Source organism: Sphingomonas sp. 179-A 2A2 NHS, assembly GCF_045371305.1.
In the GTDB taxonomy this organism is placed as follows: Bacteria; Pseudomonadota; Alphaproteobacteria; order Sphingomonadales; family Sphingomonadaceae; genus Sphingomonas.
Genome location: NZ_JBIQDE010000002.1, coordinates 556,165 through 571,268 on the forward strand (window position 1 = coordinate 556,165; position 15,104 = coordinate 571,268).

Sequence of the window (15,104 nt, forward strand, 5' to 3'; positions counted from 1 at the left end):
TCATGGATCGTCCCGCATCGATTATCCGCTACGAGCAACTCTACCTCGCGGCGGTTGGATTGGGGCTGCTCAACACGGCGCTCACTTGGAACCGTTCGCTGGCGCAGTTCGCGGCCAATCCGACGCTGGCGCAGGTTTCGTGGCTGTTGCCTGCAACCGCCACCGCTGGCCTCTTGATGAGGCTTGCGGTGTGGTACTTCACGGCGCGCCGACCGAGCCTGATCGTCAAATGGGTGGCGGTCGTCCTGGCGGCCTTTTCTGCCATCGTCCTGCTGTTCGCCATCATGGCGCTGGCGAGCGGGGCAATGCCGTCCGCCGCTGCCGGCATCACCGGTATCGGTTCTGCCGTCCTTTATATCGTCGCGACAACGTACCTCTTCCGGCCCGACGCGCGCTTGTGGTTCGGCGAGGCCGACAACATCGAACAGGAGCCTGTGGAATGATCCGTGCCCTTGCCGGCGTGCTGTTGCTGACGCCCGGTGTCGCGGCGGCGCAGGCGTATAGCTGCGGTATTCCGGATGCGACCGCGCTTCAGGTTCGGCCCGACCTGCCGAGCGAGAAGGAGCCGCAGCGGCTGTTGCCGATCGGCCATTACACGCTCGCGATCAGCTGGTCCCCGCAATATTGCCGCAAGCCCGACGCCGCCATGCGGTCACGTTTCCAATGTGGGGGCTCCAACCGCTTTGGGTTCGTTCTTCATGGCCTGTGGCCGGATGGGATCGGCAAGGAGTGGCCGCAATATTGCAAGGCCACGACGCTCCTGTCGGAGAAGACGATCCGCGCGAACATCTGCGCCACCCCGTCGGCGCAGCTGCTGCAGCACGAATGGGCAAAGCACGGGACGTGCATGCCGGGGGAAACCCCCGACAGCTATTTCCGCCGCGCCACCGCGCTTTACGGCAAGCTGCGTTATCCCGACATGGTGGCGCTATCGCGTCAGCCGCTATCGGCGGGCAGGCTTGCGACCGCTATCGCGCGAGTCAATCCCGGTATGCGGGCGAACATGATGCGCATCACCACCGATCGGCAGGGCTGGCTGGACGAGGTATGGATCTGCATGGACAAGCGGTTCCAATACGCCCGCTGCCCGGCGCATCAGGGCGGCGTGAAGCCGAACGCGCGCGTGCGGATCTGGCGCGGGCCGCGCTGAGGCAGATTGAAACTGATCCCGTCGTCTTTGGTCGGGGAGGACGATCGGGACCCCGGCTCAAGGCCGGGGTGACCACTCTTGAACCGACGGCCAGCGGCGGGGCGGCCAGCCAGGTTCAGCGCTTGCGAGTCAGCTCGCGCATCGCGTCGTCGAGGCCAGCGAGCGTCAGTGGGTACATCCGGTCATTCATCAGTTCGCGGATCACCTTCACCGACTGCGAATAACCCCATTGCGTTTGTGGCACCGGATTCAGCCACACGGCGGCGGGATAGGTGGTCGTCAGGCGGTTCATCCAGACAGCGCCCGACTCCTCGTTGAAATGTTCCACCGAGCCGCCCGGATGGGTGATCTCGTAGGGGCTCATCGAGGCGTCCCCGACGAACACCAGCTTATAATCGTGCGGGAACTTGTGCAGCACGTCCCACATCGGCGTGCGTTCCGAGAAGCGACGCTTGTTGTCCTTCCACACGCCTTCGTAGGGGCAATTGTGGAAGTAGAAGAACTCGAGATTCTTGAACTCTGTGGTCGCAGCTGAGAACAATTCTTCGCAGAGCTTCACGAACGGGTCCATCGATCCGCCGACGTCGAGGAACAGCAGCAGCTTCACCGCATTGCGTCGTTCGGCGCGCATGCGGATGTCGAGCCAGCCCTGCCGCGCCGTGCCGTCGATCGTGCCGTCGATGTCCAGCTCGTCCTGCGCGCCCTCGCGGGCAAACTTACGCAATCGGCGAAGCGCGATCTTGATGTTGCGGGTGCCCAGTTCCTTGGTGTTGTCGAGGTTCTTGAACTCGCGTTGGTCCCACACCTTCAACGCGCGTTTCTGCTTCGATTCGCCGCCGATGCGAACGCCTTCGGGATTGTAGCCCGAATTGCCGAATGGGGAGGTGCCGCCGGTACCAATCCATTTGTTGCCGCCCTGGTGGCGTTTCTGCTGCTCCTCGAGGCGCTTCTTCAGCGTCTCCATGATCTCGTCCCACGAGCCGAGCGACTTGATTGCTTCCATCTCCTCGGGCGTCAGGAATTTGTCGGCAACGGCTTTCAGCCAGTCTGCCGGGATTTCGGCCCCTTCCTGCGCGAAGCTGGTCTCAATGCCCTTGAAGACCTTGGCGAATACCTGATCGAATTTGTCGAGCAGGCCCTCATCTTTCACGTACACTGAGCGCGAGAGGTAATAGAAATCCTCCGGCGTGCGATCGATCACTTCCTTGTCCAGCGCCTCCAGAAGCAAAAGGTGCTCCTTCATGCTGGCCGGGATCCCGGCGACGCGTAGCTCGTCTAGGAAGTTGAGGAACATCGGCTATCCGCCCCATCATCTGCTTTTCGCAGCGTGATGGCAGATGTGAGCGCGTGGTGACAGCCCGAAGTTGCGACCGGCCCCCTCAGCGGAGCGCGCCGCTGGCGCGGGGCACATAGGCATCGATCAGCGCGCCGACATAATCCGGGTTGCGGCTCGTCAGTTCCTCGCGCGGCTGATTGGGCGAGTAGATGAAGCCATGGACCTTGTAGATCGTGCCGCCCAGCCCGCCGGCGTCGCGGAACCAGACCTTCACTTCGCTCCAGTCGTTGCGTTCGCTGACGTCGAACACGGTCACGTCCTGCTCGGCGCGGCCGCGCTGCCCATCGAAGCGCGACCAGTTCGCGTGCGTGAGCATCAGCACGCGGTCCTCGACGATACGGCTGACGACGGCGACGTGACCCAAGGGGAGCCGAGACTGTTTGGCAAAGGCAATGACTGAGCCGACGCGCGGTTTGCCACTGCGGCGGTATCGTCCTTCCGCCTGATCCCACCAGGTCCAGGCATCGCCGTAGATCTGGATTCCAGAGGCCTCGCGCGCAAAGGGCACGCATTGGCCGACATAGTCGAGCAGCGAACGCGCTTCGGCCGGGATGGCAAAGGCGCAAGCGAACGCCGCGACGAGAGCGAGGGGGGAGCGCTTCATCACGCGCCATTGGTAACCAGCCGGATCTAATCGGAAGGTTGCCGGCTTTGGTTAACGAAGCACTAGGGTGCCCTCGTGATGAGGATTTCGGAAGCGTAACGATCTCAACGGATGCGATCAGGACGCAGGCGAATCAGGTTCTTGCCGGGCCTTTCCATGCGTGATGTTGCGCCGCCGAGCTTGCGCCTCCGCGTGCGTTCCGATAATCGCCTCGCACCACGGGTTGCCCGGCATCGGGTCGGGCCGGCCGGGAGCATGCGCTTCATGGTGTGCGGGTGTAGCTCAATGGTAGAGCAGAAGCTTCCCAAGCTTACGACGAGGGTTCGATTCCCTTCACCCGCTCCACGGCTTCAATGTTGCGCAAGAACCAGCGGTACGTGTCTGCAATTCCGGCCTTGAGCGTAATGGTCGGTCGCCATCTCATCGCGACGAGCCGGCCGGAATCCATCAGTTTGCGCGGTGTACCATCGGGCTTCGTAGCGTCTCGCCGGATGTGACCTTCAAAGCCGATCACGCGGCATATCAATTCGGCCAGCGCCAAAATGGATATGTCGCGGCCGAACCCGGCGTTGATCGGGCTTTCGCCGGAATAGTGGTTCATGAGGAAGACGCATGCGTCGGCGAGGTCGTCGACATGCAGGAACTCGCGGCGCGGTTCTCCGGTGCCCCAGATCTTCATAGCTGATTTACCGCAAGTCTTGGCGTGGTGCGCCTTGCGGATCAGGGCCGGCAGGACATGGCTTGATTGAAGGTCGAAATCGTCGCCCGGGCCATAGAGGTTGCATGGCATTACCGAAATGAAGTCGCATCCATGCTGCCGGCGGATCGCCTGGGCCAGCTTGATGCCGGCGATCTTGGCGATAGCGTACCATTCATTGGTCGGTTCAAGTTGCCCGCTGAGGAGTTCGTCCTCGCTGATTGGCTGCGTCGCATGCTTCGGATAGATGCAGGAAGAGCCGAGGAGGAGCAGCTTCTCGACCCCGCTACGGCGAGCGGCTTCGAGCACATTGGCCTGGATCATCACGTTTTCGTAGAGGAACGTGGCTGGATGGGCGGCATTAGCCAGGATCCCGCCGACCTTCGCCGCGGCCAAGAAGACCGCGTCCGGCTTGGCTGCGTTGAACCAAGCGCGCGTCTGCGCCTGGTCGCTGAGGTCAAGCTCTGACCGGGGCGCGGTGATGATTGCGCAACCTTCATTGACGAGCCGGCGGACGATTGCTGAGCCGACCATGCCCCCATGGCCGGCCACAAAGACGCGCTTTCCTCTCAGTTCGTATCCGTCGCTCGTCACCAAGCATCTCGAGCGATCGGCGCGTCCCGCATGACGAGGAGGTCTGCATGGACCATCTCGCGTGCGAGTTCGCGCGCGGAAGTATCGTGAGACCAGCCGAGGCGCTGCTTGGCCTTTGCGGAATCCCCGATCAGAAGGTCGACTTCAGTGGGGCGGAAGTAACGTGCGTCAACTTCGACGACGCAATCGCCGCTCCGTTCGCAAAAACCCTTCTCGTCCGCGCCGCTGCCCTCCCATCGCAGCCGAATGCCCACTTCCTCGAACGCCCATTCCGCAAATGCCCGGACGGTGGTGCACTCGCCGGTAGCGAGCACGTAATCATCCGGCTCCTCCTGCTGCAGCATGAGCCACATGCCGCGAACATATTCGCGTGCATGGCCCCAGTCGCGTTGCGCGTCGAGATTTCCGAGCCACAACCGATCCTGTCTCCCAAGCTTGATCGCCGCTGCCGCACGGGTGATCTTGCGCGTGACGAAGGTTTCCCCGCGTAATGGGCTTTCGTGGTTGAACAGGATGCCGTTTGACGCGTGCATCCCATAGGCTTCGCGGTAATTCACGACCGTCCAGAAGGCGAAAAGCTTCGCAATCCCGTAGGGGGAGCGCGGGTAGAACGGTGTCGATTCGCGCTGCGGGACGTGCTGTACCAGCCCGTACAATTCGCTGGTGGACGCCTGGTAGAAGCGCGTCTGTCTTTCCATGCCAAGAATGCGGATCGCTTCGAGCAGGCGAAGCGTGCCGATCCCGTCCGCATTCGCGGTATATTCCGGCGTCTCGAAGCTGACTGCCACGTGGCTTTGTGCCGCGAGATTGTAGATTTCGGTGGGGCGTATCTGCTGGACCAGCCGGATCAGGTTCGTGGAATCGGTCAAGTCGCCATAATGGAGGTGGAAGCGACGGGCCTCCTCATGCGGATCCTGGTAAATATTTTCGATTCGCGCCGTGTTGAACGAGGAGGAGCGCCGCTTCAGGCCGTGCACTTCATAACCCTTGGAAAGAAGAAGCTCGGACAGATAGGCGCCGTCCTGTCCTGTTGCGCCTGTTATCAACGCAATCTTTGGATCAGCCATTGCGCGCGCCCCCATTTATTTGCGGGCTATGGTTAACACGCAAATGGATGGTCGCAAGTCTTGGTTTAGGTGAAATCTCGCAATGATACTGCTCGGTCGAATACCGATTGGAACATCGGTGTCGTGAGACGTCCCGTATTCGTGTTGTAGCGCGAACAGTGATAGCTATCGATCAAGACGCGTCCATCCGGCATTCTGTGTTCCGCAAGGTGGCCGAATTTTGCTTTTGGCAGCTTTCCGCCCAAGGCTTTTACTGCAGACTGATGTGCGATTTGTCCCAGCGCGATGAAGACACGCGCCCTCGTCAGCGCCTCTAGCGGCGCTTCGAGGAAGGGGCGGCATGTGCGGATCTCCTCTGGGGTGGGCTTGTTCTCGGGCGGGAGGCAGCGGACAGCGTTGACCAGCATCACACCGCGAAGTTTCAGGCCATCATCTGGGCGCGCATCGAAGGTACCATCGCTGAGTCCATATTTTGCCAAAGTGTCGTAGAGCAGCACGCCCGCGTAATCGCCGGTGAAGGGTCGGCCGGTACGGTTTGCGCCATGCTTTCCGGGCGCCAGCCCGACGATCACCAGCCAGGCGTCCGGGTCGCCGAAGGCGGGCACGGGTGCATTCCACCAGTCCGGATGCTCAGCACGAAGTGCTTGGCGGAACCCCGCGAGGCGAGGACAGAGCGCGCAGTTGCTGGGCGGCTCCGTGCGGGGCAGGGGGGATGGTGCGAAGTTCATGCACGCGCGATAGGCTGAGCGGCATGGAGCGCTCAACCTATGTCATCGCCGCCGGTTCTAATCGTCGCGGCCGGCACGGAACGCCGCCAGCGGAAATCGCGGCTGCTTTGGAACACATCAAGGGGCGCGTGACAGCCGCCGCAATCCGGTCGAGTGCGCCCATGGGCCCGTCCACCCGGCGCTTCGCGAATACTGTGGCTCTGGTGGAAACGCGCGCGAGGCCAGAGAAGCTGCTGCGACGGCTGAAGCGGATCGAGCGGCGATTCGGACGGCGGCCTGGGCAGCGCTGGGGCGCTCGCGTCATCGATCTCGACATCATCCTGTGGTCCGGGGGTGCGTTCGAGGGGCCCGGCCTGACAATTCCGCATCCGGCGTTCCGGGAGCGTGACTTCGTTTTGACCCCGCTCCTCGATCTCGCGGCGGATTGGCGTGACCCGATCAGCGGATTTACGGTCCGTCAGCTTCACAGCCGGTTGACCCGCCGGCGCCCGCTCCCTAGTCGCAGCGGCGCTGGTGCGGGTCCGTAGCTCAGTCGGTAGAGCAAGCGACTTTTAATCGAGAGGTCCCGGGTTCGAGCCCCGGCGGACCCACCAGCATTTCTCCGCTCGCCCTTACGCCATCAGATGTCCGCGACCAGGCGGCCGTAGAGTTCGGGGCGGCGGTCTCGGAAGAAGCCGAAGGCGGCGCGGTGGCGCTTGACGCGATCGAGATCAAGCGTGGCGGTGATCACGCCTTCTTCCTCGCGATTAAGCTCCGCCAGAATATCCCCCCGCTCGTCGCAGATGAAGCTGGTGCCGTAGAAGGTCTGATCGTGTTCGGTGCCGACGCGGTTGGCGGCGATTACCGGCACGACGTTCGAGACCGCGTGACCGACCATCGCGCGGCGCCACAGCCGGGCGGTGTCGAGCGAGGTATCGTGCGGCTCGCTGCCGATGGCGGTCGGATAGAAGAGGACCTCCGCGCCCATCAGCATCATCGCGCGCGCGGTTTCAGGATACCATTGATCCCAGCAGATGCCGACCCCGAGCTTCGCGGGGCCATCCCAGACCTTGAATCCGGTGTTGCCGGGGCGGAAGTAGAACTTCTCCTCATAGCCCGGGCCATCGGGGATGTGGCTCTTGCGATAGACGCCCTGGACGGCGCCATCGGGACCGATCATCGCGAGGCTGTTGTAGTAATGCGGCCCATCCGCTTCGAAGAAGCTGGTGGGGATATGGACCTTCAACTCAGCCGCAAGCGACTGCATCGCGCGCACCGCCTTGTGCTCGGCCGTTGGCTTGGCATTGGCGAAAAGACCTTCGTCCTCGACCCGGCAGAAGTATTCGCCTTCGAACAGCTCCGGGGGCAGGATGACCTGCGCACCCTTGGCCGCCGCCTCGCGCACCAGGCGCGAGACATTGGCGATGTTGGCATCGATATCATTCGAGAAGGCGAGCTGAAGCGCGGCGACGGTGATTGCGGTCATGCGCGGCCATGTAGGGAAAGCCGCCGCCGCCCGCCAGCGTTGAAGGAGGTTGGCATCAGAAGATGGTGTAGCCGCCGTCGACGGTGAACGTGTCACCCGTGTGGAAGCGCGAGGCATCGGAGGCGAGATAGACGGCAAGCCCCCCGAAATCCTCCGGCTCTCCCCAGCGGCGCATCGGCACGCGGGTGATCACCTTGTCGTTGAACTTCTGATTGCCCTGCGCGCGGGACGTCATGTCGGTGGCGATCCAGCCGGGGAGTATCGCGTTCGCGCGAATCTCATGCCGGGCATATTCAACCGCGATCCCGCGGATCATCGGCAGCAGGGCGCCCTTGGTTGCGGCATAGGCCTGATTGCGCGGGGCGCCGTGTACCGCCGACGTCGAGGAGGTCGCCAGCAGCGAGCCGCCGATATCGCCGCGTTCAGCACGCTCGGCCATGTGGCGGGCGGCGGCGCGCAACGTCCAGAACACACCATCGAGGTTCACCGCCAGCACGCGGCGCCACAGTTCGGTGGTCATCGAGTGAAAGGATTCGGCACCTTCGCCGATACCGGCATTGGCAGCGACGAAATCGAGCCGACCGAATGTCTCGACCGCGCGGTTGACGCCTTCGTCAACGGCAGCCTCATCGCCGACATCGACACGTTCGACGAGTACGCGCCCGCCATGCGCCGACAGGCGTGCCTCAGCCGCGGCATTCTTCGTCGGGTTGTTTCCCCAGATGACGACATCAGCGCCGGCCTGGGCGAGCGCATCCGCCATGCCGATGCCGATCCCGCCATTCCCGCCGGTGATCAGCGCCACTTTGCCGGTAAGGTCGAATGGGGCGTAAGGCATTGTTCTCTCTCCAGTTGTTTCTGATTCTTGTGGGGATTGGCGGCGCTGCGACCAGCGCGAATGTTGAGGAAGTTGAGGCTCTGGCGCTTTTTTCTCCAACATCTTCAACATTCGCAACGGTGCTGAGAGCCGGGGGGGCGATCACCGCGATGATCATGCCTTGCGCGTGCGATGTAGGACAGCGCCTGGCGCGGACGAAGGAGCGGGCGGGCGTAGGCCAGGAGCAGAGTGGCGATGCCCTGATCGTTTTCCTTCCACCGGGGCACGACGATGTCGGACGGTCAAAGAGCTTGATCTTGATCAATCCATCTGCGGCAGACAAAAAAATAGCGGCCCGAAGGCCGCTATTTCCTTACCAAATCCAAGAAGGACTTAGTTGCTGTCCGAATCGTCGTCCGAGTCGGCAATGATCACGATGCCCGCGATCACGGCAGCAGCCGCGAGAACGGCGACGATCACGCCACCGCCAGCGACCTTCTCACCCTTGGCAGTCGGCGCGCTGGCGCGTGCAGCCTTGGCAACCGAGAGGCTCGAGGCCGAGTTGGCCGGAGCAGCAATCGCCGGAGCGGCTGCCAGCGAAGCAGCGGCAACGGCCGCCATGTAACCACGAAGCTTCATTACGAACTCCCTTTATTGTCCGTCGCACGCCATCTGGCAGAGAATGTGGTGCAACGCAACGTACAAAACACGATGATTCGGGGGTTATTCAACTAAGAAACGACAAATAGGAAGGAAAACGAGCTACAATATCAGTCGTTCCCAGCAACTGGTTGTTGAGTTTCGGTCTGCAGCAGCCAGCGACGGTCGCGCTCGATCCCCAAGGCGGTCAGCCGCCCGCTGCGATAGGCCCCGGTATCGATCCCGATTCGGTTGTCACACTCATGAACCTCTTCGGTAATCGTGTGACCATGTACCACGAACTTGCCGTGGCTTCCGCTGTGGGTGAGGAACGGCCCGCGAATCCAGCGAAGGTCGCTGTTCTGCTGCGCCTCCAGCGGGACTCCCGGTCGGATACCGGCATGCACGAAGACATAGTCGCCCTCGACAATGTAATCATCAAGATTGCGAATGAACGTCATGTGCTCCGCCGGAAGCCGCTTTGCGATCAGCGCCGCCAGCTCGGGCGCTGTTGTCTCCTCGATTTCCTGCGCGGTGAGGCCATAACTCAGCAGGGTTTCCTCCCCGCCGACACGCAGCAGCAAACGCAGTAGATCGGTATCTCCTTCATAGGAGCCGAGAAAGATTTCTTCATGGTTGCCGGCAAGGCAGCGCGTGTCTGAGCGTTCTGCGCACAAGGCGCGGACCCGCTCGACCACGCCGGCCGAATCGGGCCCGCGATCGACCAGATCGCCGAGGAAGATGAGCCCGGTAGACGCGGGGCCGCGCGCAGCATCGTCTGCAGCGATCTGTTCCAGCAGCTGATCGAGAAGATCGAGCCGGCCGTGAATATCGCCAATGGCATAGATGCGGCGCCCCTCGGGCAGTCGCGCCTGGATCGGTTCGGGACGGCGGCGCGAGAGCAAACGCGAAAGCATAGGCAAGCAATTACTTCAGGAAAGCGCGGCCCTTACCTGACGTTCTTCGCGCCCGCAACATGAGCGGAAGGCCTGCATAGATTATACGGCCAGTCGAAGCGGCTCTGCGCTGCGCGGTGGCGGCTGATCCGGCCAGATGCCGCGGGTATCTAGCACCTGCTTCGCCGCGCGTTCCTCAAGCGGAACCGAGCGGAACACATCATGATCGACGAGGACGATCATCAGCGGACAGCGTTCGATCGCGGTGTCGATGTCGATGAGGGCCGCGCCAGTGCCGTCGAATGCGGGCGGCAGGGCGGTCGCGTATGGTTCCACGATCCGCACCCTGCTGCCGAACCGCTGCGCAAGAGTCGCGGCGACCTTGAGCGCGGGGCTTTCCCGAAAGTCATCGATGTTCGCCTTGAACGCGAGGCCGAGGCACGCGACCGGCACGCCCGGGTTCGCTTCGATCAGTGCGGTGGCGCTGACGATGACATGATCGGTCTTGCCGTCGTTCACTTCGCGGGCCGTGCGGATGAGCGGCGTGTTCTGCGGATCGGCGCTGACGAGGAACCAGGGATCGACGGCGATGCAATGGCCGCCGACACCGGGGCCGGGCTGGAGGATGTTGACGCGCGGGTGGCGGTTCGCGAGCCGGATCACTTCCCACACATCGACGCCCATCTTCTCGGCGACGAGGCTGAGCTCGTTGGCGAAGGCGATGTTCACGTCCCGAAAGGCGTTTTCGGTCAGCTTCGTCATCTCGGCGGCGCGCGCATTGGTGGTGACGCAGGCACCACGCACGAAGCGCCGGTAGAAGGTGAGCGCCTTGCGCGCGCAACGCGGCGTGATGCCGCCGATGACGCGATCATTGTCAATGAGTTCGACGAGGATCCGGCCCGGGAGAACGCGTTCCGGGCAATAAGCCACCGCGTAATCGGCGCCGTCGCCGAGGCCGGGGGCACGAAGATCGGGCCGAAGCTTTGCGAGAAGATCGCGCACCTGCTCCGTCGTGCCGACGGGCGAGGTGGATTCGAGGATCACCGTGTCGCCAACCTTGAGCACGGCGGCGACCGTCGTTGCGGCCTTCAGGACATAGCCGATGTTGGGCGAATGGTCCTCTCCGAAGGGCGTGGGCACTGCGATGACGAAGACATCGGCCGGCTCGATTTGGGTCGAGGCGCGCAGATTGCCGCGCGCGACCACACCGGACACGAGGCCGTCCAGGTCGACTTCCTCGATATGCACCTTGCCCGAATTGATCGTCTCGACGACCGAGGAATCAACATCGATGCCGAGCACCTGTGCGCCGGTTCGTGCGATCACGGCGGCGGTGGGCAGGCCGATATAGCCGAGCCCGAGGACGACGACGTTCAATTCAGTTCCCGACAGCATCGGCGACGATCCTTGCGATCCGTTGGCTGGCGTGGCCATCGCCGAACGGATTGTGGGCGCGGGCCATCGCGGCGTAGGCGGCCTTGTCATCGAGAAGAGTGAAGACTTCGGAAACGATCCGATCCTCGTCCGCGCCGATCAGCTTCGCAGTACCGGCGGCGACGCCCTCTGGCCGCTCGGTGGTGTCGCGCATCACGAGCACTGGCTTGCCGAGCGCGGGCGCTTCCTCCTGGACGCCGCCTGAATCCGTGAGCGCGAGATGGCACAGGCCAAGCGCGCGGATGAAGTGCGGGTAATCGAGCGGATCGATACGCGCGACATTGGCATGCTCGCCGAGGATCGTGTCCATCACCGACACGACGTTAGGGTTGGGGTGCATCGGGAAGAGGACGGCCACATCCTCCCGGGCGGCGATGCGCGCGATGGCGCGGGCGATCGACGCCATGCCGCCACCGAAATTCTCCCGCCGGTGGGTGGTGACGAGCACGATCCGCTTGCCGGCGAAGCGGCCGGCGATCGCGTCGAGGCCGGCGGCGAGCGCCGGATCTGCGGCGATGCGATCACCCGTCCAGTGAAGCGCATCGATCACGGTGTTGCCAGTGACGTGGACGGCGGTGCGGACGTTCTCGCGCGCCAAGGCCTCAGCGGCCGTGTCGGTGGGGGCGAAATGGAGGTCGGCGATCGGGGCGACGATGCGGCGGTTCACCTCCTCCGGCCAGGGATGGTAGATGTTGCCGGAACGAAGACCCGCCTCGACATGGGCGACCGGGATCTTGCGGTAATAAGCGGCGAGCGCGCCGCACATGGCGGTGGCGGTATCGCCCTGTACGATGACGCGATCGGGCTGCTCGCGATCGAGCACCTCGCCGATGCCGGTGAGCAACTGGGCGGTGAGGCGATCGAGCGTCTGCCCCGGCTCCATGATGTCGAGGTCCACGTCCGGCGCGAGGCCCGCAATCGCGAGCACCTGATCGAGGAGGCCGCGATGCTGCGCCGTAACGCAGGTGCGGACGACGAGCCCCGGCGTGTCGGCGAGCGCGCGTACCACGGGGAAGAGCTTGATCGCCTCAGGCCGGGTGCCGAAAATAACGAGAACCTTCATGACACCTTTTCGTAGCCGGACAGGTTTAAGGGGCGACTAACCGCAACGGGGCAAATCGTGCTTGCCGCGCGAGCGCCTCGCCTTATTCCTGCGCGCCTCAACAGGGGGAGAAGTCAGCCGATGTCGTCGATCAAGCCGGTACGCAAGGCCGTATTCCCAGTTGCGGGGCTGGGAACGCGCTTCCTGCCGGCGACCAAGGCGATGCCCAAGGAGATGCTGACGGTCGTCGACAAGCCGCTGATCCAATATGCCGTCGAGGAGGCATTGGAGGCGGGGATCGAGCAGATCATCTTCGTCACCGGGCGCGGGAAGGGGGCGCTCGAGGATCATTTCGACATTTCCTACGAGCTTGAGACGACGATGAGGGAGCGCGGCAAGAGCCTCTCCGCGATCGACGGCATCCGCCAGAAACCGGGCTCGCCGGTCTATGTTCGCCAGCAGGAGCCGCTGGGGCTGGGCCATGCCGTTTGGTGCGCGCGGGAGATCGTCGGCGACGAGCCGTTCGCGGTCCTGCTGCCGGATGAATTGATGGTGGGGACGCCGTGCTTCCTGTCGCAGATGGTGGAGGCCTATCAGCGCGTCGGCGGCAATCTGATCGGCGCGCTGGAAGTGGCGCCGGAAGAGACGAGCAAGTACGGCATCATCACCCCCGGCGCTGTCGATGGGCGGCTGACCGAGGTGCTGGAAGTGATCGAGAAGCCGGCGCCGGGTACGGCCCGCTCCAACCTGATGACGCCCGGGCGCTACATCCTGCAACCCGAAGTGATGCGGATCCTCGACAATCCGACGCGCGGCGCGGGCGGCGAGATCCAGCTGACCGACGCCATGGCGCAACTGATCGGCAAGCAGCCGTTCCACGGCTTCACCTTCGACGGGCACCGCTATGACTGCGGCGACAAGGTGGGCTTCATCCAGGCGAACCTGGCGTTGGCGCTGGCGCGTGACGACATCGGCCCGCCGGTGCGTGCCTTCGCGAAGGATCTGCTGAAGTAGGAAGTCGCCTCAGCGCGCCGAGGGACCGCAGGCGGGGCAGGCCGGGTCCTTCGGCAGGCGCACGGTGCGGAAGCGCAGATCGAGCAGATCGAGCAGGATGAGGCGGCCGGCGGCATCTTCGCCGAAGGGGGTGACGGCGCGGATCGCCTCGAGCGCGCCCATGCTGCCGAGCACGCCGGTGACGGGGCCGAGCACGCCCTGCTCGGCGCAATTGCCCTCCTCGCGATCGGGCGAGGTGCCGACGAGGCAGCGGTAGCATGGCTTGTCCGCTTCCCAGCCGCGATAGACCGCCAGCTGACCTTCGAACTGCCCGACCGCGGCGGAGACGAGCGGGATGCGCAGGCCGAGCGCTGCGTCGGCGACGGCAAGGCGGGTGGCGAAATTGTCGCAGCCGTCGAGGACGACGTCGGCACCGGAGAGGAGCGCGGCGGCATTGTCCGGCCCGATTCGGGCGGCGATCACCTGCGTCTCGACATGCGGGTTGAGGGCGCGGGCGGCCTCAGCCGCAGCCTGCGCCTTGGGGCGGCCGACATCGGCGGTGTCGAACAGGATCTGGCGCTGGAGGTTCGACTGGTCGACCGAATCGTCGTCGATGATGACCAGGCGACCGATCCCGGCAGCGGCCAGATAGGCGATCGCCGGGGAGCCGATGCCACCCGCGCCGATTACGGCGACGCAGGCGCGCTTCAGCCGGCGCTGGCCGGCACCGCCGATTTCCTTGAGGATGATCTGCCGGGCGTAACGGGCACGCTCCTCGGCGCCGAGCGTCAGTTCCACGCGAAGACGAGCGCCGCGCGGTACCAGCGATCCTCGCCCGGCGCCGACACATTGTTGCGGGCCATGCGCGACATCACGCCCGAGGCATATTGTTCGACGGTGGGGCAAGCGATCGCCCGCGGCCGCACGCGCCGGACCTGGCCGTTGGCGGCGATCAGCACCGCAAGATCCACCCGGATGCTGCTGTCGGTCGCGGAGCAGCGGCCGGCGCGCACTTCGTCGCGGACGAACTGCGACAGCGGGCGCATGTCAGCGAACGGACGCTGGAGCGGCAGTTCCGGCAGGGCAGCGAAATCCGCCGGGGCCTCCGCCAGCTCCACGGCAGGCGGGGCGGCCGCCGTCACCTGCTCCGGCGCCTGTGCCAGCACGGCAAGTATCGTCGTGAGTGCGATCATCGTCCTGTCGACCCGAAACCTCCGGCGCCGCGATCCGTATCATCGAGTGCCTCGCACTCGTCCAGCCTTGCCTGTAGCACAGGTGCCGGCACCAGCTGCGCGATCCGTTCGCCGCGCCGGACAAGGAAATCTTCCTCGCCAAGGTTCGCGAGGATCACCTTCACTTCGCCGCGATAATCGCTGTCGATCGTGCCCGGCGTGTTCAGGCACGTGATGCCATGCTTGAGCGCAAGACCCGAGCGGGGGCGCACCTGAACCTCATAGCCCGGTGGGATCGCCATCGCGAAGCCGGTTGCGACGGCTTCCCGCTTGCCCGGCGCGAGCGTCAGATCCTCCGCGGCGACCACGTCCATCCCGGCGGCGCCGGCGGTGGCATAAGCGGGAAGCGGGAGCCCAGCGCCATGCGGCAGGCGCAGGATCTGGATCCTGATCGGGTCAGTCATTGTATC

The 15,104-nt window shown here is 64.1% G+C and carries 18 protein-coding genes and 2 tRNA genes; 6 read left to right on the forward strand and 14 right to left on the reverse strand.

Annotated features, from left to right (window positions below):
* Positions 1 to 2 precede the first annotated feature (2 nt).
* On the forward strand, positions 3 to 443 hold the full coding sequence (locus ACH0AE_RS05935) for a hypothetical protein (protein ID WP_294442417.1): 441 nt from the start codon (positions 3 to 5) through the stop codon (positions 441 to 443).
* Positions 440 to 1,150: a ribonuclease T2 family protein gene (locus ACH0AE_RS05940; protein WP_294442418.1), complete on the forward strand. Its 711-nt coding sequence runs from the start codon at positions 440 to 442 to the stop codon at positions 1,148 to 1,150. The genes ACH0AE_RS05935 and ACH0AE_RS05940 overlap by 4 nt, the downstream gene beginning before the upstream one ends.
* Positions 1,151 to 1,265: 115 nt before the next feature.
* Here the strand turns inward: ACH0AE_RS05940 and ACH0AE_RS05945 are convergent, their stop codons facing one another.
* Both ACH0AE_RS05945 and ACH0AE_RS05950 read right to left on the reverse strand, forming a co-directional pair.
* Positions 1,266 to 2,444, reverse strand: a complete 1,179-nt coding sequence (locus tag ACH0AE_RS05945) for a VWA domain-containing protein (protein WP_294442419.1) — start codon at positions 2,442 to 2,444, stop codon at positions 1,266 to 1,268.
* A gap of 85 nt (positions 2,445 to 2,529) precedes the next feature.
* Positions 2,530 to 3,090, reverse strand: coding sequence for a CHAP domain-containing protein (locus ACH0AE_RS05950; RefSeq protein ID WP_294442420.1), 561 nt, complete (start codon positions 3,088 to 3,090; stop codon positions 2,530 to 2,532).
* A 271-nt stretch (positions 3,091 to 3,361) separates the two neighbouring features.
* On the opposite strand from ACH0AE_RS05950, the gene ACH0AE_RS05955 reads away from it, so the two are divergent.
* A tRNA-Gly gene (locus ACH0AE_RS05955) sits at positions 3,362 to 3,435 on the forward strand.
* Here the strand turns inward: ACH0AE_RS05955 and ACH0AE_RS05960 are convergent.
* From ACH0AE_RS05960 to ACH0AE_RS05970, 3 genes are all read right to left on the reverse strand, one after another.
* Positions 3,401 to 4,381 carry a GDP-L-fucose synthase family protein gene (locus tag ACH0AE_RS05960; protein WP_406875538.1) on the reverse strand — a complete coding sequence of 327 codons (981 nt, stop codon included), beginning with the start codon at positions 4,379 to 4,381 and terminating at the stop codon, positions 3,401 to 3,403. The two genes, ACH0AE_RS05955 and ACH0AE_RS05960, sit on opposite strands and share 35 nt — an antisense overlap.
* Entirely contained in the window at positions 4,378 to 5,448 is a 1,071-nt protein-coding gene (gene gmd, locus ACH0AE_RS05965) for a GDP-mannose 4,6-dehydratase (RefSeq protein ID WP_406875539.1), read from the reverse strand. The genes ACH0AE_RS05960 and gmd overlap by 4 nt, the downstream gene beginning before the upstream one ends.
* A gap of 65 nt (positions 5,449 to 5,513) precedes the next feature.
* The gene (locus ACH0AE_RS05970) at positions 5,514 to 6,176 is read right to left on the reverse strand and encodes a uracil-DNA glycosylase (RefSeq protein WP_406875540.1); all 663 of its coding nucleotides are present in this window, start codon (positions 6,174 to 6,176) and stop codon (positions 5,514 to 5,516) included.
* A gap of 23 nt (positions 6,177 to 6,199) precedes the next feature.
* Between ACH0AE_RS05970 and folK the strand changes: the two genes are divergently transcribed.
* Positions 6,200 to 6,703: a 2-amino-4-hydroxy-6-hydroxymethyldihydropteridine diphosphokinase gene (gene folK / locus ACH0AE_RS05975; protein ID WP_406875542.1), complete on the forward strand. Its 504-nt coding sequence runs from the start codon at positions 6,200 to 6,202 to the stop codon at positions 6,701 to 6,703.
* Positions 6,694 to 6,769 (forward strand) — tRNA-Lys (locus ACH0AE_RS05980). Before folK ends, ACH0AE_RS05980 begins: the two co-directional genes overlap by 10 nt.
* A gap of 26 nt (positions 6,770 to 6,795) precedes the next feature.
* Here ACH0AE_RS05980 and aguB read toward each other — a convergent pair.
* From aguB to wecB, 6 genes are all read right to left on the reverse strand, one after another.
* A complete protein-coding gene (aguB, locus tag ACH0AE_RS05985; protein WP_294443406.1) occupies positions 6,796 to 7,641 on the reverse strand; it encodes an N-carbamoylputrescine amidase in 846 nt (281 codons plus the stop codon).
* 55 nt (positions 7,642 to 7,696) lie between these two features.
* Positions 7,697 to 8,479, reverse strand: a complete 783-nt coding sequence (locus tag ACH0AE_RS05990) for an SDR family NAD(P)-dependent oxidoreductase (protein WP_294443407.1) — start codon at positions 8,477 to 8,479, stop codon at positions 7,697 to 7,699.
* A 372-nt stretch (positions 8,480 to 8,851) separates the two neighbouring features.
* A complete protein-coding gene (locus tag ACH0AE_RS05995) occupies positions 8,852 to 9,097 on the reverse strand; it encodes a hypothetical protein (RefSeq protein WP_294443408.1) in 246 nt (81 codons plus the stop codon).
* A gap of 131 nt (positions 9,098 to 9,228) precedes the next feature.
* Complete coding sequence (locus ACH0AE_RS06000; protein WP_294443409.1) at positions 9,229 to 10,014, reverse strand: metallophosphoesterase family protein; 786 nt, start codon at positions 10,012 to 10,014, stop codon at positions 9,229 to 9,231.
* Between the two features lie 81 nt (positions 10,015 to 10,095).
* A complete protein-coding gene (wecC, locus tag ACH0AE_RS06005; RefSeq protein ID WP_294443410.1) occupies positions 10,096 to 11,388 on the reverse strand; it encodes a UDP-N-acetyl-D-mannosamine dehydrogenase in 1,293 nt (430 codons plus the stop codon).
* Positions 11,372 to 12,490: a non-hydrolyzing UDP-N-acetylglucosamine 2-epimerase gene (gene wecB / locus ACH0AE_RS06010; RefSeq protein WP_294443411.1), complete on the reverse strand. Its 1,119-nt coding sequence runs from the start codon at positions 12,488 to 12,490 to the stop codon at positions 11,372 to 11,374. The genes wecC and wecB overlap by 17 nt, the downstream gene beginning before the upstream one ends.
* A 120-nt stretch (positions 12,491 to 12,610) precedes the next feature.
* Between wecB and galU the strand changes: the two genes are divergently transcribed.
* Positions 12,611 to 13,483, forward strand: a complete 873-nt coding sequence (gene galU / locus ACH0AE_RS06015; protein WP_294443412.1) for a UTP--glucose-1-phosphate uridylyltransferase GalU — start codon at positions 12,611 to 12,613, stop codon at positions 13,481 to 13,483.
* 9 nt (positions 13,484 to 13,492) lie between these two features.
* Here galU and ACH0AE_RS06020 read toward each other — a convergent pair whose 3' ends face one another.
* The 3 genes from ACH0AE_RS06020 to dut are packed head-to-tail and all read right to left on the reverse strand — an operon-like array spanning position 13,493 to position 15,098.
* The gene (locus ACH0AE_RS06020; protein ID WP_294443432.1) at positions 13,493 to 14,254 is read right to left on the reverse strand and encodes a HesA/MoeB/ThiF family protein; all 762 of its coding nucleotides are present in this window, start codon (positions 14,252 to 14,254) and stop codon (positions 13,493 to 13,495) included.
* On the reverse strand, positions 14,251 to 14,655 hold the full coding sequence (locus ACH0AE_RS06025; protein WP_294443413.1) for a hypothetical protein: 405 nt from the start codon (positions 14,653 to 14,655) through the stop codon (positions 14,251 to 14,253). The genes ACH0AE_RS06020 and ACH0AE_RS06025 overlap by 4 nt, the downstream gene beginning before the upstream one ends.
* Entirely contained in the window at positions 14,652 to 15,098 is a 447-nt protein-coding gene (dut, locus tag ACH0AE_RS06030; RefSeq protein ID WP_294443414.1) for a dUTP diphosphatase, read from the reverse strand. The genes ACH0AE_RS06025 and dut overlap by 4 nt, the downstream gene beginning before the upstream one ends.
* Positions 15,099 to 15,104 lie beyond the last annotated feature (6 nt).